The following is a 16,002-nucleotide window of genomic DNA, read 5'->3' as shown; positions in this document are numbered from 1 at the left end:
TGAAGACGACCGCACCGATCCAGAGCAAGCTCGCCGGGCACGGGGTGAAGCCCGCCGAGCACTACCCCGACTCCGGCCACCCCTCGGCCGACCTGATCACCACGGCCCTGGAACAGGGCATCCGTATGGTCACCCCGGTCCTCCTGGACCACTCCGCGCAGGCCAGGGCCGCCGAAGGCTTCGACAAGAACGCCTTCACCATCAACTGGAAGACCCGCCAGGTCCGCTGCCCCGCCGGGAGGACCAGCTCCCACTGGAACCCCGTCAAACAGCACGGCACCGACGCCATTGTGATCACTTTCAGCGTCCTGACCTGCCGCGACTGCCCCTTCCGGCAGCAGTGCACCACCTCGAAGAACCAGCGCCGCATACTCACCCTGCGACCGAAGGAACTCCACGAGAACCTCGCCCGGGCCCGCACCGAGCAGAAGACGGAGACCTGGAAGAACAAGTACGCCCTCCGGGCCGGTGTCGAGGGCACCATCAACCAGACCCTCGACATCACCGGCATCCGCCGGGCCCGCTACCGCGGCCTACCGAAAGTCCGCCTCCACCACGCTTTCTCCGCCACCGCACTCAACGTGATCCGGCTCGACGCCCACTGGACCACCGGCCCCCACGACCGCACACGCACCAGCAGACTCGAACGGCTCAGCTACCGACTCTCCGCCTGAACGAATTGCGCAGCAGAGTCGCTCAGCCCAGCAAAGATCGCCCGATCGAAGCGCCGCCGACGCATGCAGTGACGCAAAAGCCCAGGTCAGACACCGTCTGACCTGGACTTGTCGCTGAGCCTCCTGTCGGATTCGAACCGACGACCTACGCATTACAAGTGCGTTGCTCTGGCCAGCTGAGCTAAGGAGGCGTACCTGCCCCGCGCGAGGGCCTGACCACTGTACACAGCACGCCGCGCGCCGGGCCACGCACTCCCGGGGCCGGGCCACGCGGGCGAGGCGGTGTGCCGCGGCCGGCGTCAGCCCGAGGCGGTCCGCAGTGGTCACCCGCGTCGGTACCTCTGGGTGCCCGCCGCATGACCAGTGGTTCTTCCTCGACGTGAACTACTGACAAACCACAGGCTGGCGGGTTAGCGTCACCGCAATGCCCGCGGCCGCGGGCATCAGCAGGGCGTCACTTCCCTTTACTCGGATCGTCCGGCACGTTCCTGCCGGTGAAGGAGTCAAAAGAACATGGCTACGGTCACGTACGACAAGGCCAGCCGGGTCTACCCGGGCAGCACGACCCCCGCCGTCGACCAGCTCGACATCGACATCGAGGACGGCGAGTTCCTCGTGCTCGTCGGGCCCTCCGGCTGCGGCAAGTCCACCTCCCTGCGCATGCTCGCAGGCCTGGAGGACGTCAGCGGCGGCGCGATCCGGATCGGCGACCGGGACGTCACCCACCTCCCGCCGAAGGACCGGGACATCGCCATGGTGTTCCAGAACTACGCGCTCTACCCGCACATGTCGGTGGCCCAGAACATGGGCTTCGCCCTGAAGATCGCGGGTGTGCCGAAGGACCAGATCCGGTCGAAGGTGGAGGACGCGGCGAAGATCCTCGACCTCACCGACTACCTGGACCGCAAGCCGAAGGCGCTCTCCGGCGGTCAGCGCCAGCGTGTCGCGATGGGCCGGGCGATCGTCCGGGAGCCGCAGGTCTTCCTCATGGACGAGCCGCTGTCGAACCTCGACGCCAAGCTCCGCGTGCAGACCCGTACCCAGATCGCCTCGCTCCAGCGGCGCCTGGGCATCACCACCGTCTACGTCACCCACGACCAGGTCGAGGCCATGACGATGGGCGACCGGGTCGCGGTGCTCAAGGACGGCCTGCTCCAGCAGATCGACTCCCCGCGGCACATGTACGACCACCCGAAGAACCTCTTCGTGGCGGGCTTCATCGGCTCCCCCGCGATGAACCTGGTCGAGGTGCCGATCACCGACGGCGGTGTGAAGTTCGGCAACAGCGTCGTGCCGGTGGCACGGGAGGCGGTCGCCCAGGCCGCGGACGCGGGCGAGAAGTCGGTGACCGTGGGCATCCGCCCCGAGCACTTCGAGCTGGTCAACGGTGACGCCTCCGGCGCGCTCACGAAGGACCAGCCGGCGGGTCTGGCCGTCCAGGTGAACGTCGTGGAGGAGCTGGGCGCCGACGCCTTCGTCTACGGCACGGCCGACATCGGCGGGAACTCCAAGGAGCTCGTGGTGCGGGTCAACGGCCGCGCGGTGCCGGAGAAGGGCTCGCAGATCCACGTGCTGCCGCGCGGCGGCGAGGCGCACGTCTTCTCCACCGCGACCGGCCAGCGCCTGACCGACTGACGACGGGTCGGGCCGCCCGGGCGAACGGGCCGAAGGCACTCGGGCCGTGCATCCGCAGCAGCGGGTGCACGGCCCCTTCTGCGTGCTGCCCGTCTTCCACGTGCTCCCTGTCAATGCACTGATAGCCAAACCTGCCGATTAATCCCTCATCAGAGTGACTTGAGGTCGTTGGTCGGCTACTCCTCGCTACCATCGCGGGTGACCCCTTTGCGGGCCCCATCCGCCTCGGCTCTGTGGCCCCCATCCGCCTCGGCCGAGCCGGGGAAACCCTTCGCGAGGAAGACACAGTGAATCAGGCAGCGCGCCGCATCGGCAGAACACTCGCTCTCGTCCTTCCGGTTGTCCTGGTCCTGTCCGGGACACTGGCAGTCGCACGCGTCCCCTGGGCGGTCTCGCCGTCCGAGTCCCAGGTACTGGCCTCGAACGCCGAGAAGGCCGCCGAGAAGTCCGCGACCGTCGAGCCCCACGACGTGCTGCGTGACGAACTCGTGGCCGAGCTGGCCACCGAGGACCCGGGGGTGGCGCTGACGAGCCTCCAGCGCGCGGTGGAGCGCAAGCCGTCGCTGGCGTCGCACTGCACGGACATCGCCAGGGCACTCGGCAAGGCCGCGGTGCAGAAGTACGGCAGCCTCCAGGGGGCGCAGAAGTTCTCCCGTCCGGTCTGTGACACCTCGTTCGCCACCGGGGTGGCCGCGTCCCGCTGAGCACCCGGGCGCGCCGGCCCGACGGACGGCGTGCCGGGCGGCGGGGGACTCCGCGGGCGCAGCTCGCCCGCGCTCCGCACATGCGGGGCCGGCCCCGGTAGCGTTCGAGCATGACCGCTGATCCGAACGCCCTGCCCACGCAGGCGGTGATTCTGGCCGGCGGCCAGGGTTCCCGTCTGCGCCCTTACACCGACGACAAGCCGAAGCCGATGGTCGAGATCCCCGGAACGGGGACACCGATCATCGGCCATCAGCTCTCCTGGCTGGCCGAGGAGGGCGTCACGGACGTGGTGGTCTCCTGCGGACATCTGGCGCCCGTGCTCCAGGAGTGGCTCGCCGCCTCCGACCTGCCGCTGCGCATCACCACCGTGGTGGAGGACGAGCCGCTGGGGCGCGGTGGCGGCCTCCGGCACGCCGCAGCCTCCCTGCCGCGCCCCGACGAGCCCTGGTACGCCACCAACGGCGACATCTGGACGCGCTTCCCCCTGCGCGAGATGGCCGCGTTCCACACCGAGCGGGACGCGCTCGCCACCCTCGCTCTGGCCCGCCCCCGGCTGCCCTGGGGTGCGGTGCGCACCGACAACTTCGGTCACGTGGTGGATTTCATCGAGTCCCCGCCGATCTCCTACGAGATCAACGCGGGCGTGTACGTCTTCGCCGCCGCCTTCGCGGCGCTGCTCCCCCACCGCGGCGACCATGAACGGACCACCTTCCCCCGGCTCGCCCGGGAGAACCGGCTGGCCGGCTACCCGCTGCCGCAGGGCTCGTACTGGCGGGCCATCGACACCGCGAAGGACCTCACCGAGGCGGCGAAGGAGCTCGGCACCGAACCCGGCTGAGGTCTCCGCTCTCTCGTCCTCCGCGGCCCCGCGGCGCTCGGGTTTCCGGACGTCCGGGCGGCGGTGTCCCCGAACGCCGTACCCGCTTCACCCGGGGGCCGGCCCCCCGTCCGGGGTGGGGGAAGGAACCGGCCGGGGCGCAGCCGGCGCTTCCGGCACCTGCGGTCGCCGTGCCCCGGGTGCGGCGGTTGGCGGCGGAGCTGAGCGGCGCAGCCACAGCAGGGCACCTGTGAGCAGAGCGACGGCGCCGAGCAGCCACGGCAGCGGTCCGCCGGCCAGTGCGCCCACCGTGAGCCCTGCCGCGGCGCCCACCAGTTGCAGCGACAACGACTGGACGGAGAGCGCGGTGGTGCGGCCGGAGGTGGCGACCCGCCGGTGCAGCAGTTCGTTCTCGCTCGGACCGCTCGCCCCGAGCCCGAGGTACACCAGTACGTAGCCCAGCGCAGCGAGCACCAGCGGCAGCGGGCCGGTGAACGGCACAGTGGCGGCGAGGAGCAGCATCCCGCAGGCGCCGACGGCGAGGCTCAGCAGGACCGCGCGCTCGCCGGTGCCCGCCAGCCGTGCGACCAGGGGCGCGAGATGGCTGCCGAGGGCCGCGGAGGCGAAACCGGCGCAGGCGAGCGAGGCGAAGAGCACCGCGCCCGATTCCGGCGCTCCGGTGAGCAGTGCGGCGCGGCCGGGGGTGAGCAGTTCGAGTGTCGCCAGGGCCACCCCCGCAGCGCCCGCGGTGAGCAGCACTCGGCGGACGAGGACGTCGCTTCCCCCGAGCCGCAGCCCGTCCAGGACGGTGGCGGGGACCCCGCTCAGCACGACGCGCAGACCGACCGCGGGTCGTGGCGGCTCGGGAAGCGCGGTCAGCGCGTACAGCACGAACAGTGCCTCCACGGCCGCTCCCAGCAGCAGCGGGACGGAGAGTGGCAGAACCAGGCCCGAGGTGGCCCCGGTCAGCCGGGCGGCGAGGTCCGGGCCGAGACCGAGCAGCCAGGGGAGGCCGCCGCCGAGCAGGGTGCCCGCGGCGAGCGCGGCCGAGGTGGCCGTACCGCCGCGAGCAAGGCCGGTGCGCAGGTCCGCTTCCGGCCCGGAATGTGCCTGGACGGCGTCCACGTACCAGGCCTCGGCGGGGCCGCTGGACAGTGCGCGGCCCGCGCCCATGAGCGCCATTCCGAGGGTGAGCGCCCACGCGGTGGTGCCGAGCGCCTGGAAGGTGAGGGCGACGAGGTTCAGCAACCCGGCCGCGGCCAGCACGGTGCGGCGGCCGATCACGTCCGACAGCCCACCGGTGGGGAGTTCGAGCGCGGCGGCGGTGAGGGAGTGCGCGGCGAAGAACCCGGCGATGGTGACGAGGGACATGCCGCGCTCGGTGAACAGCAGCAGGCCCGGCGCGAGGGCGAGCCCGATCGGCAGCCAGAAGAGGACGCAGACGACGACGTAGCGGCGTCGGGCGGTTTCGGGGGTGAGGGGGGACGGAATAATCACGGCCGCTCCACTGCGCCGGGCCCGGGCGCAGGGCTCGCCTGCGCGCCATGCTCCGGGGCGTCGGGGGTCGGGGGCGGGACCAGCGGCAGCAGGGCAGTGAGGACGACGACCCGGGCCGCCCGGGGGTCGTGGGCGTCGCGCTCGCCCAGTTCTTCGAGCTTGTTCTCCACTGTGCGGTTCAGCTCGACGAGGGAGTCGGGGGTGAGGGACGGGAGGACGTCGTTGATGCCGGCGGTCTCCCGCCACTCCGGGCCGAGGCGCCCGTCGGCGGCCGCGTTCTCGTACGCGTCGAGCGAGGAGGCAAGGTGCTCGATCTGGCGCCGGCGCATCAGGCCCAGCAGCTCACCTCCGCCGGGTACGGCTTCCAGCGCCTCGTTGCTGAACGAGGTCACGGCGTGCACCGCGGCCCAGCGCCGCTCCCGGCCGTCGCGACCTTCGGCCTCGACGATGAAGGCGTGCTTCGCCAGGACCCGCAGGTGGTAGCTCGTGGAGGCCGAGGACTCCTCGGTACGGAGCGCCAGTTCGGTGGCGGTGGCGGGGCCGTCCACGCGGAGCAGGCCGAGCAGCCGGATCCGCAGGGGGTGGGTCAACGCCTTGATCGCGGCGAGGTCGCGATCCGGGTCGAGTACGCGGCGGCTGGATGTCATGGCGGGAGCCTAGGACCGCGCACCCGTTCTACAAAATAGTTTTTGCAAAAAAGATTTGATGAATCGCAGCGACCACGGCAACGGGTGCCGGTACCACCGAGGTGGCACCGGCACCCGAGTGGTGCGCGTGCGGCGGAGGACGTCCGCGTCGGAGGAGACGCGGCCCGGTGGCAGGAACGCCTGGACCCGGGAGGTCCTGGTCCCTGCTCAGCCGAGCAGGCCGCCGAGCGCGCCGCGGTCGCCGGAGCTGCCGCCGTCGTCGTCGGAGTTGCTGCCGCCGTCGTCGGCGCTGTTGCCGTCCGGGCCGCCGGTCGCTGCCGGGGCGCCGCCCGAGCCGCCCGTCGTGGGCGCCGCGGGAGCCTCCGGCTGCGGGGGCGGCGGAGCGGCGGGTTCCTGCGGGGGTGCCTGGACGGTCTGGTCCTGGCTCGGACCACCGGTGGCGCTGGAGCCCACGTCGGCACCGCTGTTGTCCTGGGGCGGGGCCGAGGAGGGCGCACTCGTCGGCGGGGCGGAGGACTGGCCTGCGGTCGGCCCGGCGGTCGGTCCCTGGCTCGCCCGGCCGGTCCGCTCCCCGGGCGGGGTGGGCAGTGGGGAGCCCGGCAGATGGTTGCGGGGCGGCTCGCCGGGCTCCGGCACGGTGGCGATCTCCGCCGAGCGCACCGCGCTGCCCATCATCGAGCCGATCAGCAGCGCCAGTCCGGCGATCAGGGTCACCATCACGGCGCCCCTGCGCAGCACCCGGCGCCGCAGGTCCCACAGCCCGGCGCGGGGGCCGAGCGTGCGCCAGGCCTCACCCGCGAGGCGGGAGTCCAGCGAGTACACCGGGGCTCCCGCGATGATCAGCGGGGACCACGCGGCCAGGTAGATGATGTCGGGGGTGTCGTAGGCGGCCACCATGCGCCAGCTGACCGTCAGGAGCAGGGCCGCGGAGAGCAGCGCCCCGAAGGAGGCGGCGAGCCGCTGCCAGAGGCCGAAGACCGTCAGCACGCCGACGAGGACCTGGAGGAAGGCGACGGTGAGGCCCGCGCCGACCGGGTGGGAGACGGCGAAGGCGTGCAACGGGGAGGCGATGCCCCAGGGCTCCAGGGAGGTCAGCCAGTTGACCATGGAGCCGCGTTCGCCGCCGTCGAAGTAGACCGGGTCGGTGAGCTTGCCCATCCCGGCGTAGATCGAGATGAAGCCGAGGAAGATCCGCAGCGGCAGCAGCACGACGCCGAGGTTCATCCGGCGGCCTGGGTAGTACGCCTGCCGGACGGCCTCGGGGGGACGCGGCCTCGGGTCCTGCCGCTCCAACCGGTCGATTCGTACAGTGTCCTGGCCCGCGTCGGCCGCGGACGTCCCGCCGTACGGGACGGGGCCGTCGTACGTGCTCCCGGTGGGGCGCACGCCGCTGGGGCGGGAGCGCCCCGGCTCCGCCTCGCGCGGGGCGACGACCGTCGGCGGCCCGGTGCGGACCGGCGCGGCCCTGGGCAGGACCTGGGTGGTCACTCCGGCGACCCCGGCCGAGGGCTCCGCGACGGCGCTGCCCGGCGGACCGGCGGCACCCGCGCTCAACGCCTGGAGCAGCCTGCCCGCACCCGTGTCACCGGGGCCGGATCTGCCGGCGTAGACCAGCGGGGTGCGGCGCTTGACGGCGCCGGTGCCCGCTGCGGGCATCGGGGCGGTGTCGGCGAACGCACGGCCGGCGGGCGACGGCGTGGCGAGCTTTACCCGGAAGCTGGCGTTGCTGACAATGACCTGAGCAGGGTCGCTCGGCACCTTGACCGAGCTCAGCACCGGCTCATCGTCGAAGAAACCGCCCGGGCTTCCCCCGGTGGGTGTGCGGGGTGTTCTGGTGTCCACACTCATCTAACCGAGTGACGGACCTTAAGGACACTGCCTTGACCACGTGGATGTGTCCGCGACCCGTCAAACCCCGGTAAACGCCCCGCGGGCGGCGGTCCGGCGGCTCCCGGCGTCCCCGTCCGCACGGCAGGGGCGGGCCCGGTCTCAGGCGCGGCGGCGGGCGGCCTCGTAGAGCACCACTCCGGCTGCCACGCCCGCGTTCAGCGACTCCGCTCCACCGGGCATCGGAATGCGCACCCGCGCGTCGCAGGTCTCGCTCACCAGCCGGGAGAGGCCCTTGCCCTCGCTGCCGACGACCAGCGCGACGGGGCCGTCGAGTGCCTGGAGGTCGCCGAGTTCCAGTTCGCCGTCCGCCGCGAGTCCGACGACCGTCAGTCCGGCCTTCTGGTAGCTCTCCAGCGTGCGGGTGAGGTTGGTTGCCCGGGCGACGGGGATACGCGCGGCCGCGCCGGCCGAGGTCTTCCAGGCGCCTGCGGTCATCCCGGCCGCCCGGCGCTCCGGCACGACGACGCCGTGCCCGCCGAAGGCGGCGACCGAACGCACCACCGCGCCGAGGTTGCGCGGGTCGGTGACGCCGTCGAGGGCCACCACGAGCGTGTCCTCGCCTGCGTCCTGCGCCCGGGTGACCAGGTCGTCGGGGTGCGCGTAGGCGTAGGGCGGGACCTGGAGGACGAGGCCCTGGTGGTTGAGCCCGTTGGTCATCCGGTCCAGCTCGGGCCGGGGCGCCTCCATGAGGTTGATGCCGCCGCGGTCGGCGGTGTACCGCAGCGCCTCGCGGACCCGCTCGTCACTGTCGATGAACTGCTGGACGTAGAGCGTGGTGGCGGGCACGCCCTCGCGCAGCGCCTCCACCACCGGGTTACGGCCGACGACCAGCTCGGCCGTGCCCTTGGGTCCGCCGCGGCGCGGGGCCGGACGGCCGGTCGCGCGGCGGGCCTTGGCCTGGGCGATCCGCTGCTTGGGGTGGCCCTTGCGCGCTTCGGCGGGGGGCGTCGGACCCTTGCCCTCCAGCGCCCGGCGTCGCACGCCGCCGCTGCCGACCTGCGCGCCCTTCTTGTTGGACGTGCGACGGTTGCGCCGCTGGCTGTTGCCGGCCATGGGGGATTCCTATCTCTGACTGCTGCGGAGTACTGCTTGAAGTGTGCCGGTTGTGCTGCTGCTGTGCGCCGCCGGTGCCACCCCCGGTCCGTCCGTCCCCGGTGCACGGCGGGGGACGGCGACGGCTGCGGACCGCGGCGCCTCGCCGGGGCTCCGGCCGGGGCCGGTCCCGCGCGCGGACCCGCTGCGCGCGGGACCGGGCGGCGGCGGGGCGCCGTTGCGCCGGATGCCGGGGCCCGGGCCGTGCCGTCAGCCGTCGAGTTCCCAGCGCGGGCCGTCGGGGGTGTCCTCGATGGCCAGCCCGGCGTGCTTGAGTTCGTCGCGGAGGGCGTCCGCGGTCGCGTAGTCCTTGCGTCCGCGGGCCGCCTGGCGCTGCTCCAGCACCAGCCGGACCAGCGAGTCCACCACCTCGTGCAGGTCACCGCCGCGGTCCGCCGTGTTCACGGCCCAGTGCTCGTCCAGCGGGTCGAGGCCCAGCACCCGAAGCATGGCACGGACCTCGCCGAGCGCGGTCGCGACCGCGTCCTTGTCGTCCCCGCCGAGTGCGGCGTTGCCCTGCCGGACGGTGGTGTGCACGACGGCCAGGGCCTGCGGGACGGCGAAGTCCTCGTCCATCGCGGCGGCGAAGTCCGCGGGGACCTCCTCGGCGGGCTCGACGGTGCCGGCCTTCTCGACCGCGCGGTGCAGGAAGCCCTCGATCCGGCCGAAGGCGGTCTCGGCCTCCCGGAGCGCCTCCTCGCTGTACTCGATCATCGAGCGGTAGTGCGGGGTGCCGAGGTAGTAGCGCAGCACGATGGGCCGCCAGCGGCGGACCATCTCGGAGACGAGCACCGAGTTGCCGAGCGACTTGGACATCTTCTCGCCACTCATGGTGACCCAGGCGTTGTGCAGCCAGTACGTGGCGAAGTCGTCGCCGTAGGCACGGGACTGGGCGATCTCGTTCTCGTGGTGCGGGAAGACGAGGTCGACGCCGCCGCCGTGGATGTCGAAGGCGCTGCCGAGGTACTTGTGCGCCATCGCCGAGCACTCCAGGTGCCACCCGGGACGGCCGCGGCCCCAGGGCGTGTCCCACGCGGGTTCGCCGGGCTTGGCCGCCTTCCACATGGCGAAGTCACGCGGGTCCCGCTTGCCCGTCTCGCCCTCGCCGGCCGGCTGGAGCAGGTGGTCCAGTTCCTGGTTGGACAGGCCCAGATAGCCGTCCCAGGAGCGGACGTCGAAGTACACGTTGCCGTCGGCGGCGTAGGCGTGGCCGCGGTCGATGAGGGCGGCCATCATCGCGACCATCTCGGGGACGTGTCCGGTGGCGCGGGGCTCGCCGGTCGGCGGCAGGCAGCCGAGGGCCCGGTAGCCGTCGTTGAAGGCCCGCTCGTTCTCGTAGCCGACGGCCCACCAGGGGCGGCCCTGCTCGGCGGCCTTTGTGATGATCTTGTCGTCGATGTCGGTGACGTTGCGGACGAAGGTCACGTCGTAGCCCCGGTGCCTGAACCAGCGGCGCATGATGTCGAAGTTGAGCCCGGAGCGGATGTGCCCGATGTGCGGCGCGGCCTGCACGGTGGCACCGCAGAGGTAGATCGAGACGGCTCCCGGGACGATCGGGGCGAACTCGCGGATCTGCCGGGCGTTGGTGTCGTACAGGCGAATGGTCACCCGTCAAGGGTAGTAGAAGCACGGGCCGCCCCGTGCCGCTGCTCCCGGAGCGGTCCCCGGGTCCCGCCCGCCCAGGACGGTCCCGTGCCGGGCGGCGGACCGGCGACCGGGCGCCGGTGGTCGGGCGGGCTCAGTCGATGCCCTGCCCCACGACCTTGCGCGCGGAGACCCGGACGACCACCCGCGGACCGTCCTGGCCGGAGGCGGGGTTGAACTCGGCGTAGCTCTTGCCCGTGTACTTCCGGGACAGTTCGTCGATGAGTTCCTGGCCTCCCTCCCCGGTCAGGGAGGCGGTGCCGCGGATCTCCGCGTAGGCGTAGGGCCGGTCGGCCGGCTGCACCACCACCGTCACCCGCGGGTCGCGCCGCAGGTTCCGCTCCTTGCGGCGGCCCTCGGTGGTGGAGATCAGGAGATCGTCGCCGTCCCGCGCGACCCACACCGGGGAGACCTGCGGGCTGCCGTCCGGCTGGACGGTGGCGACCATGACGAAGACCTTGGTGTCGAGAAGCTGCTTGAGCTTGTCGGACAGAGCGACTGCCACGATGTGCCCCTTCGGCTCAGGGAGGTCGGTCGGGGACCGGCACGGACCCCGGAACGAACCTACCGAATGCTCCCCGATCCTGCGCCTTCCGGACAGCACCGGCACGTCGCGGCCCGGTGAGGAACCGCCGATCGGTGACGCGCCCCGGGGCGCGGGGGCGGTCAGCCGGCGGGGACGACGAGTGCGGTGGCGAGCGCGGCCAGACCCTCCCCGCGCCCGGTGAGGCCGAGTCCGTCGGTCGTGGTGCCCGACACCGCGACGGGCGCGCCGACGGCCGAGGAGAGCGCACGCTGGGCCTCGGCCCGTCGCTTGCCGATCTTGGGGCGGACCCCGATGACCTGGATCGAGACGTTGCCGATCAGGAAGCCAGTCTTCCGGACGATCCGGGCCGCCTCGGCCAGGAGAGCCACCCCGGACGCCCCGTCCCACTCCGGCCTGCCGGTTCCGAAGTGCGCGCCGAGGTCACCCACGCCCGCGGCCGAGAACAGCGCGTCGCAGGCGGCGTGGGCGGCCACGTCGCCGTCCGAGTGCCCGGCGAGGCCGAAACCCCCGCTCTCGGCTTCGGACCACAGCAGACCCGCGCACCACAGGGGCCGGTCCGAGGCGAAGGCGTGCACGTCCGTGCCGATCCCCACGAGCGGCAGGACGACCGGCGCACCACCCCGCGTGGCGGCGGGCTCCGGTGCCGCAGCGGAGCGGTCGGCCGGGGCGGCCGTAGGGCCGCTCGGGCCGGCGGCGACCGGACGGTCTGCGGGATCAGAAGCCATCCTGGGCCCTCCTGCGGGCGAGCAGTGCCTCGGCGAGGACGAGGTCCAGAGGGCGGGTGACCTTGAATGCCTCCTCGTGGCCGGGGACGAGCACCACCGGGCGGCCGAGTCGCTCGACGAGTCCGGCGTCGTCGGTGGCGCCCTCCTCCTCGGAGGTGAACCGCTCGTGGGCCTCGGCGAGTACCGCGCGGTCGAAGCCCTGCGGGGTCTGCACGGCGCGCAGCCGCGCCCGCTCCGGCGTGCCGAGCACCTGCTCGGGCCCGCCGTCCTGGCGGGGCTCGACCTCCTTGACCGTGTCCGGGACCGGGAGGGCGGGCACCACGGCGGGAGAGCCTGCCCGCAGTGCCCCGACGACGGCGTCCACCACGTCCACGGGCACCAGCGGCCGGGCGGCGTCGTGCACCAGCACGGTGCGGACGTCCTCGGGCAGGGCCGCCAGACCCTGCCGCACTGACTGCTGGCGCGTCTCACCGCCGGTGACGAGCAGGACCTCGGCGGCGTCCGCGGCGGGCAGCGGGTGCTCGTCGAGCAGCCGCCGGACCTCCGCGGCGCCGTCCGGCGGAGCGACGACCACGACCAGCGTGACGGCACGGGCGCGGGCCATCGCCCGCACTGCGTGCACCAGCATCGGGAGCCCGCCGAGCGCCCGCAATGCCTTGGGCGTACCGGGGCCCAGGCGCACGCCCTTGCCGGCGGCGGGGATGACGGCGGCCGTCCGGCACCCCGAGGGCACGACCGGGTCCGGCTCGGCGGACGTGGGCACGTCGGCCGGGGCGGCGGGGTCGTCGGACATCGGTTGAGCGTTCAGGTTTGTGTCCTTGGCTGAGATGGGTATGGCCACAGCGAGCCGGACAGCGCAACCAGGCGACCCCTTCCGTGACAGTCGCCCAGCGCGCTCTCCCGGGTCGGAACCGTAGTCTGCCTGATCTTCGCACCCGGGCACGACCCCGGCACGAGGCCGAATCGGCTCGGACTGCGGGAGCGGTTCCGCGTGGCAGGAGCGTGTTCCGTTCTTGACACACGAGAGCGCCCGGAGTGAAACCTCCGGTCGGCTTTCTCACCGGTGCGACCCACTCGGGGGCGTCTCGTGACCGTTCTCGCATGGACCGTTCTTCGAACGGTCCTTCGAAACCTTCCCCGGCACCCGGCGACGCCAGTCCGCACGGACCCGGACGGAGATCCGGTACGGCGGGACGGACCACCGGCGCGGTGGACGCCTCAGAGGGTCGGATAGGGCCGCGGGCCGTCGGGTTGCCGTGCTCCGGTCGAGCACGAACGGGGCTCCGACCGCCGCATCCGGATCGGCCGACTGCTGCCGACCCCGGATCACGGACGGGTCGTTCAGGAGGCGAGGACCTCGTCGAGCAGAGCTTCGGCCTTGTCCTCGTTGGTGTTCTCGGCGAGCGCGAGTTCACTCACCAGGATTTGGCGCGCCTTGGCGAGCATCCGCTTCTCACCTGCGGAGAGGCCGCGCTCACGCTCACGTCGCCACAGGTCGCGCACGACCTCGGCGACCTTGATGACATCCCCGGAAGCGAGCTTCTCCAGGTTTGCCTTGTACCGGCGGGACCAGTTGGTGGGCTCCTCGGCGTACGGTGCGCGGAGCACCTCGAAGACCCGCTCCAGCCCGTCCTGGCCTACCACGTCGCGGACGCCGACGAGCTCGGCGTTTTCCGCCGGCACACGAACCTCCAGGTCGCCCTGGGCGACCTTCAGAACCAAGTAGGTCTTGTCCACGCCTTTGATCTGACGAGTTTCGATAGCCTCGATCAGCGCGGCCCCGTGATGGGGATAGACCACGGTGTCGCCAACCTTGAACGTCATGTGACAGGTACCCCTTCCGTGGCTATCCAGGATAGCACGGGAATGACATCTCCTGAATGGTGTTTCCGCAGGTCAGGGCATATCTCGGGGCTTGACAACAGTGACAGTGTCGTGCTGCGGGCGATGAGCGCGGAACGGAACGCGCAGGTCGGAGAGGGTGCCGCGACATCCGGAAACACGGCCGCCACCTCGCGGATTCGAGTCATCCGGTGCGACGCCGAGTCCGTTTTGCCCGTTATTTGCGGAGTCGCGCCGACACTCCGCGGACAATTGATCAACAGCGGGCCGAACACCCCGCCACGGCAATGGTGATCAATTATTCGGGACCCCGCATTACCGCGTCAGGACCGACGGGGAATCCGCCGTTCGGACGCACCCGGAGATTTTCGGCCCCGCTGCGGACGGGGGTCCGCAACGGCCGGGAGCGGTCTCCCCTGCACCCCGGCGCCGCCATCCCGCGGTTGCAACTGCATCGGCTCCCCTTTCGCTCCGCCGGGCCGTCGCGGGGACCGCGTGCCGAGCGGCGCGACCGGCCGTCCGCAGGTGTGCGCGGGTGTGCGCGGGTCGCGTGCAGGGTGGCACGGCCGGGTCGGTACCCTGGGCGTTTGACAGCCCCTTTACTCAGCCACTCAGCGCTTAGGAGATGCCGCCGCCGTGCGCAGCAGCCTTCGTCGCGGCGTCGTCGCCGCCACCGCCATCGCGCTCTCGACCGTGTCACTGACCGCGTGCGGAGCCGGTTTCAACGCCCAGACCAGCGGCGTGAACCCCGACAACGCCTCGACCCGCGTCGGTGACCTCAAGATCCAGAACGTCAACATCGTCACCGGCGAGGACGGTGAGGGCCCGGCAGCCGTGTCGGCCCGCATCTTCAACGACGGTGACACCCAGGAGACGCTGCGCGGTCTGACCGTCAGCGGCGCCGGCGGGTCCGTGGAGCTGGCTCCGGCCGAGGGCGAGGACCTCAAGGTCCCGGCGGGCGGCTCACTGATGCTGGGCGGCGAGGACAACGCCTCGGCGACGCTCACCGACCTGGGCGAGGTGCAGGCCGGGAACGCCCAGCCGATCACCTTCGACTTCAGCTCGACCGGCAAGGTCGAGCTGCGGGCGACCGTGGTGCCCGCGCGCGGCGCCTACGCGGAGTACGCCGCCACCGAGGAGCCCGCCGGGGGCGGGGACGACGCCGCGAACCCGGACGAGGACGGCAGCGCCGAGGGCGAGGGCGGCACCGGGGAGATCGGCGCGGACCAGGGCGGCACCGCCGGAGAGGGCACCGCCGAGGAGGACGGGGCGGGCGCTGCCGGCGCCGAGCCCGGCACCGAGACGCCAGAGTCCGGCGACGCCGGGACCGCCGGCTGACACACGCACATCGCCGACGGGCGGTGGTCCGCGACCGGTACCCGGTCGCGGACCACCGCCCGCGGTGCGTTCTCCGCCCTACCGGTCAGAGGGCGGGAGGACCGCTCAGGGCTCGAACTTGTAGCCGAGTCCTCGGACCGTCACCAGGTACCGCGGTGCTCCGGGGTCGGGCTCGATCTTGGCCCGCAGCCGCTTCACATGAACGTCCAGCGTCTTGGTGTCACCGACGTAGTCGGCGCCCCAGACCCGGTCGATGAGCTGCATCCGGGTCAGCACCCGCCCCGCGTTGCGCAGCAGCATCTCCAGCAGGTCGAACTCCTTGAGCGGCAGGTCGACCTTGCCGCCGGAGACCGTCACCACGTGCCGGTCCACGTCCATCCGGACCGGTCCGGCCTCCAGCGCTGCCAGCGCGACCTCCTCCGGCTCCCCGCGTCGGCGCAGCACCGCCCGGATGCGGGCGACCAGCTCCCGCGAGGAGAACGGCTTCGTCACGTAGTCGTCGGCTCCTATTTCCAGGCCGACCACCTTGTCGATCTCGCTGTCCTTGGCGGTGACCATGATCACCGGGACGTTGCTCTGATTGCGGAGCTGCCGGCAGACCTCGGTACCGGGCAGTCCCGGCAGCATCAGGTCGAGCAGCACCAGATCGGCACCGTTGCGCTCGAACTCGTCCAGCCCCTCGGGACCGGTCGGTGCGACCGCGACCTCGAAGCCTTCCTTGCGGAGCATGTACGACAGGGCGTCGCTGAACGATTCCTCGTCCTCGACGACAAGTACTCGGGTCACGGAAGGACCTCCGGGGCAGAAAGTGGTTCACGGGTGAAGGTCTCGTAGGAAGGGCCCCGGGCACTGCTTCCGGGGCGGTGCCACCCGTCGGTGGCACTGCCGTCGGTGGCACCTGGGGGGACGCCGGCGGCACGGCCGGAGTAGGGGGTGATGCCCGGGAAGC

Annotated in this window: 15 protein-coding genes and 1 tRNA gene; 5 read left to right on the top strand and 11 right to left on the bottom strand. The window is 72.3% G+C overall.

Annotated features, from left to right (window positions below):
• A partial coding sequence (locus H300_RS0124180) for a transposase (RefSeq protein WP_028429452.1) occupies window positions 1-674 on the top strand: 674 nt, incomplete at its 5' end.
• Between the two features lie 117 nt (window positions 675-791).
• Here H300_RS0124180 and H300_RS0124175 read toward each other — a convergent pair.
• Window positions 792-865: transfer RNA gene (locus H300_RS0124175), tRNA-Thr, on the bottom strand.
• A gap of 322 nt (window positions 866-1,187) precedes the next feature.
• On the opposite strand from H300_RS0124175, the gene H300_RS0124170 reads away from it, so the two are divergent.
• From H300_RS0124170 to H300_RS0124160, 3 genes are all read left to right on the top strand, one after another.
• Window positions 1,188-2,309 (top strand): sn-glycerol-3-phosphate ABC transporter ATP-binding protein UgpC, encoded by a 1,122-nt coding sequence (locus H300_RS0124170; RefSeq protein WP_028429451.1) that lies wholly within the window; start codon window positions 1,188-1,190, stop codon window positions 2,307-2,309.
• A gap of 287 nt (window positions 2,310-2,596) precedes the next feature.
• Window positions 2,597-3,013, top strand: a complete 417-nt coding sequence (locus H300_RS0124165; RefSeq protein ID WP_028429450.1) for a hypothetical protein — start codon at window positions 2,597-2,599, stop codon at window positions 3,011-3,013.
• A 110-nt stretch (window positions 3,014-3,123) separates the two neighbouring features.
• Complete coding sequence (locus tag H300_RS0124160) at window positions 3,124-3,852, top strand: nucleotidyltransferase family protein (RefSeq protein WP_028429449.1); 729 nt, start codon at window positions 3,124-3,126, stop codon at window positions 3,850-3,852.
• Between the two features lie 87 nt (window positions 3,853-3,939).
• Here H300_RS0124160 and H300_RS29035 read toward each other — a convergent pair whose 3' ends face one another.
• From H300_RS29035 to H300_RS0124115, 9 genes are all read right to left on the bottom strand, one after another.
• Window positions 3,940-5,328 carry an MFS transporter gene (locus H300_RS29035; protein ID WP_199779254.1) on the bottom strand — a complete coding sequence of 463 codons (1,389 nt, stop codon included), beginning with the start codon at window positions 5,326-5,328 and terminating at the stop codon, window positions 3,940-3,942.
• Window positions 5,325-5,975: a helix-turn-helix domain-containing protein gene (locus H300_RS29030; RefSeq protein ID WP_051270401.1), complete on the bottom strand. Its 651-nt coding sequence runs from the start codon at window positions 5,973-5,975 to the stop codon at window positions 5,325-5,327. Before H300_RS29030 ends, H300_RS29035 begins: the two co-directional genes overlap by 4 nt.
• A gap of 207 nt (window positions 5,976-6,182) precedes the next feature.
• Complete coding sequence (locus tag H300_RS0124145; RefSeq protein ID WP_028429448.1) at window positions 6,183-7,823, bottom strand: DoxX family membrane protein; 1,641 nt, start codon at window positions 7,821-7,823, stop codon at window positions 6,183-6,185.
• A 141-nt stretch (window positions 7,824-7,964) separates the two neighbouring features.
• Window positions 7,965-8,918, bottom strand: coding sequence for a 23S rRNA (guanosine(2251)-2'-O)-methyltransferase RlmB (rlmB, locus tag H300_RS0124140; protein ID WP_028429447.1), 954 nt, complete (start codon window positions 8,916-8,918; stop codon window positions 7,965-7,967).
• 249 nt (window positions 8,919-9,167) lie between these two features.
• A complete protein-coding gene (gene cysS / locus H300_RS0124135; RefSeq protein WP_028429446.1) occupies window positions 9,168-10,565 on the bottom strand; it encodes a cysteine--tRNA ligase in 1,398 nt (465 codons plus the stop codon).
• A 130-nt stretch (window positions 10,566-10,695) separates the two neighbouring features.
• Window positions 10,696-11,106, bottom strand: coding sequence for a PPOX class F420-dependent oxidoreductase (locus tag H300_RS0124130; protein ID WP_028429445.1), 411 nt, complete (start codon window positions 11,104-11,106; stop codon window positions 10,696-10,698).
• Between the two features lie 161 nt (window positions 11,107-11,267).
• Window positions 11,268-11,873, bottom strand: coding sequence for a 2-C-methyl-D-erythritol 2,4-cyclodiphosphate synthase (gene ispF / locus H300_RS0124125; protein WP_078516263.1), 606 nt, complete (start codon window positions 11,871-11,873; stop codon window positions 11,268-11,270).
• Complete coding sequence (ispD, locus tag H300_RS0124120; protein WP_078516262.1) at window positions 11,863-12,666, bottom strand: 2-C-methyl-D-erythritol 4-phosphate cytidylyltransferase; 804 nt, start codon at window positions 12,664-12,666, stop codon at window positions 11,863-11,865. The genes ispF and ispD overlap by 11 nt, the downstream gene beginning before the upstream one ends.
• Window positions 12,667-13,214: 548 nt before the next feature.
• Window positions 13,215-13,697 (bottom strand): CarD family transcriptional regulator, encoded by a 483-nt coding sequence (locus H300_RS0124115; protein WP_028429442.1) that lies wholly within the window; start codon window positions 13,695-13,697, stop codon window positions 13,215-13,217.
• Window positions 13,698-14,351: 654 nt separating this feature from the next.
• Between H300_RS0124115 and H300_RS0124110 the strand changes: the two genes are divergently transcribed.
• Window positions 14,352-15,053, top strand: coding sequence for a copper chaperone PCu(A)C domain-containing protein (locus H300_RS0124110; RefSeq protein ID WP_028429441.1), 702 nt, complete (start codon window positions 14,352-14,354; stop codon window positions 15,051-15,053).
• 105 nt (window positions 15,054-15,158) lie between these two features.
• Here H300_RS0124110 and phoP read toward each other — a convergent pair whose 3' ends face one another.
• A complete protein-coding gene (phoP, locus tag H300_RS0124105; protein ID WP_028429440.1) occupies window positions 15,159-15,839 on the bottom strand; it encodes a two-component system response regulator PhoP in 681 nt (226 codons plus the stop codon).
• Window positions 15,840-16,002: the final 163 nt, after the last annotated feature.

The organism is Streptomyces sp. TAA040, assembly GCF_000424845.1.
The sequence above is the reverse complement of the archived record's forward strand: the minus strand, read 5'-3'. Positions and strand labels throughout refer to the sequence as shown.

What these genes read in the sequence shown, in the direction of transcription:
- H300_RS0124170 (WP_028429451.1), top strand. Translation starts at nt 1,188, where the DNA reads ATGGCTACGGTCACGTACGACAAGGCCAGCCGGGTCTACCCGGGCAGC.
- H300_RS0124160 (WP_028429449.1), top strand. Translation starts at nt 3,124, where the DNA reads ATGACCGCTGATCCGAACGCCCTGCCCACGCAGGCGGTGATTCTGGCC.
- H300_RS29030 (WP_051270401.1), bottom strand. Translation starts at nt 5,975, where the DNA reads ATGACATCCAGCCGCCGCGTACTCGACCCGGATCGCGACCTCGCCGCG.
- H300_RS0124145 (WP_028429448.1), bottom strand. Translation starts at nt 7,823, where the DNA reads ATGAGTGTGGACACCAGAACACCCCGCACACCCACCGGGGGAAGCCCG.
- rlmB (WP_028429447.1), bottom strand. Translation starts at nt 8,918, where the DNA reads ATGGCCGGCAACAGCCAGCGGCGCAACCGTCGCACGTCCAACAAGAAG.
- ispF (WP_078516263.1), bottom strand. Translation starts at nt 11,873, where the DNA reads ATGGCTTCTGATCCCGCAGACCGTCCGGTCGCCGCCGGCCCGAGCGGC.
- ispD (WP_078516262.1), bottom strand. Translation starts at nt 12,666, where the DNA reads ATGTCCGACGACCCCGCCGCCCCGGCCGACGTGCCCACGTCCGCCGAG.
- H300_RS0124115 (WP_028429442.1), bottom strand. Translation starts at nt 13,697, where the DNA reads ATGACGTTCAAGGTTGGCGACACCGTGGTCTATCCCCATCACGGGGCC.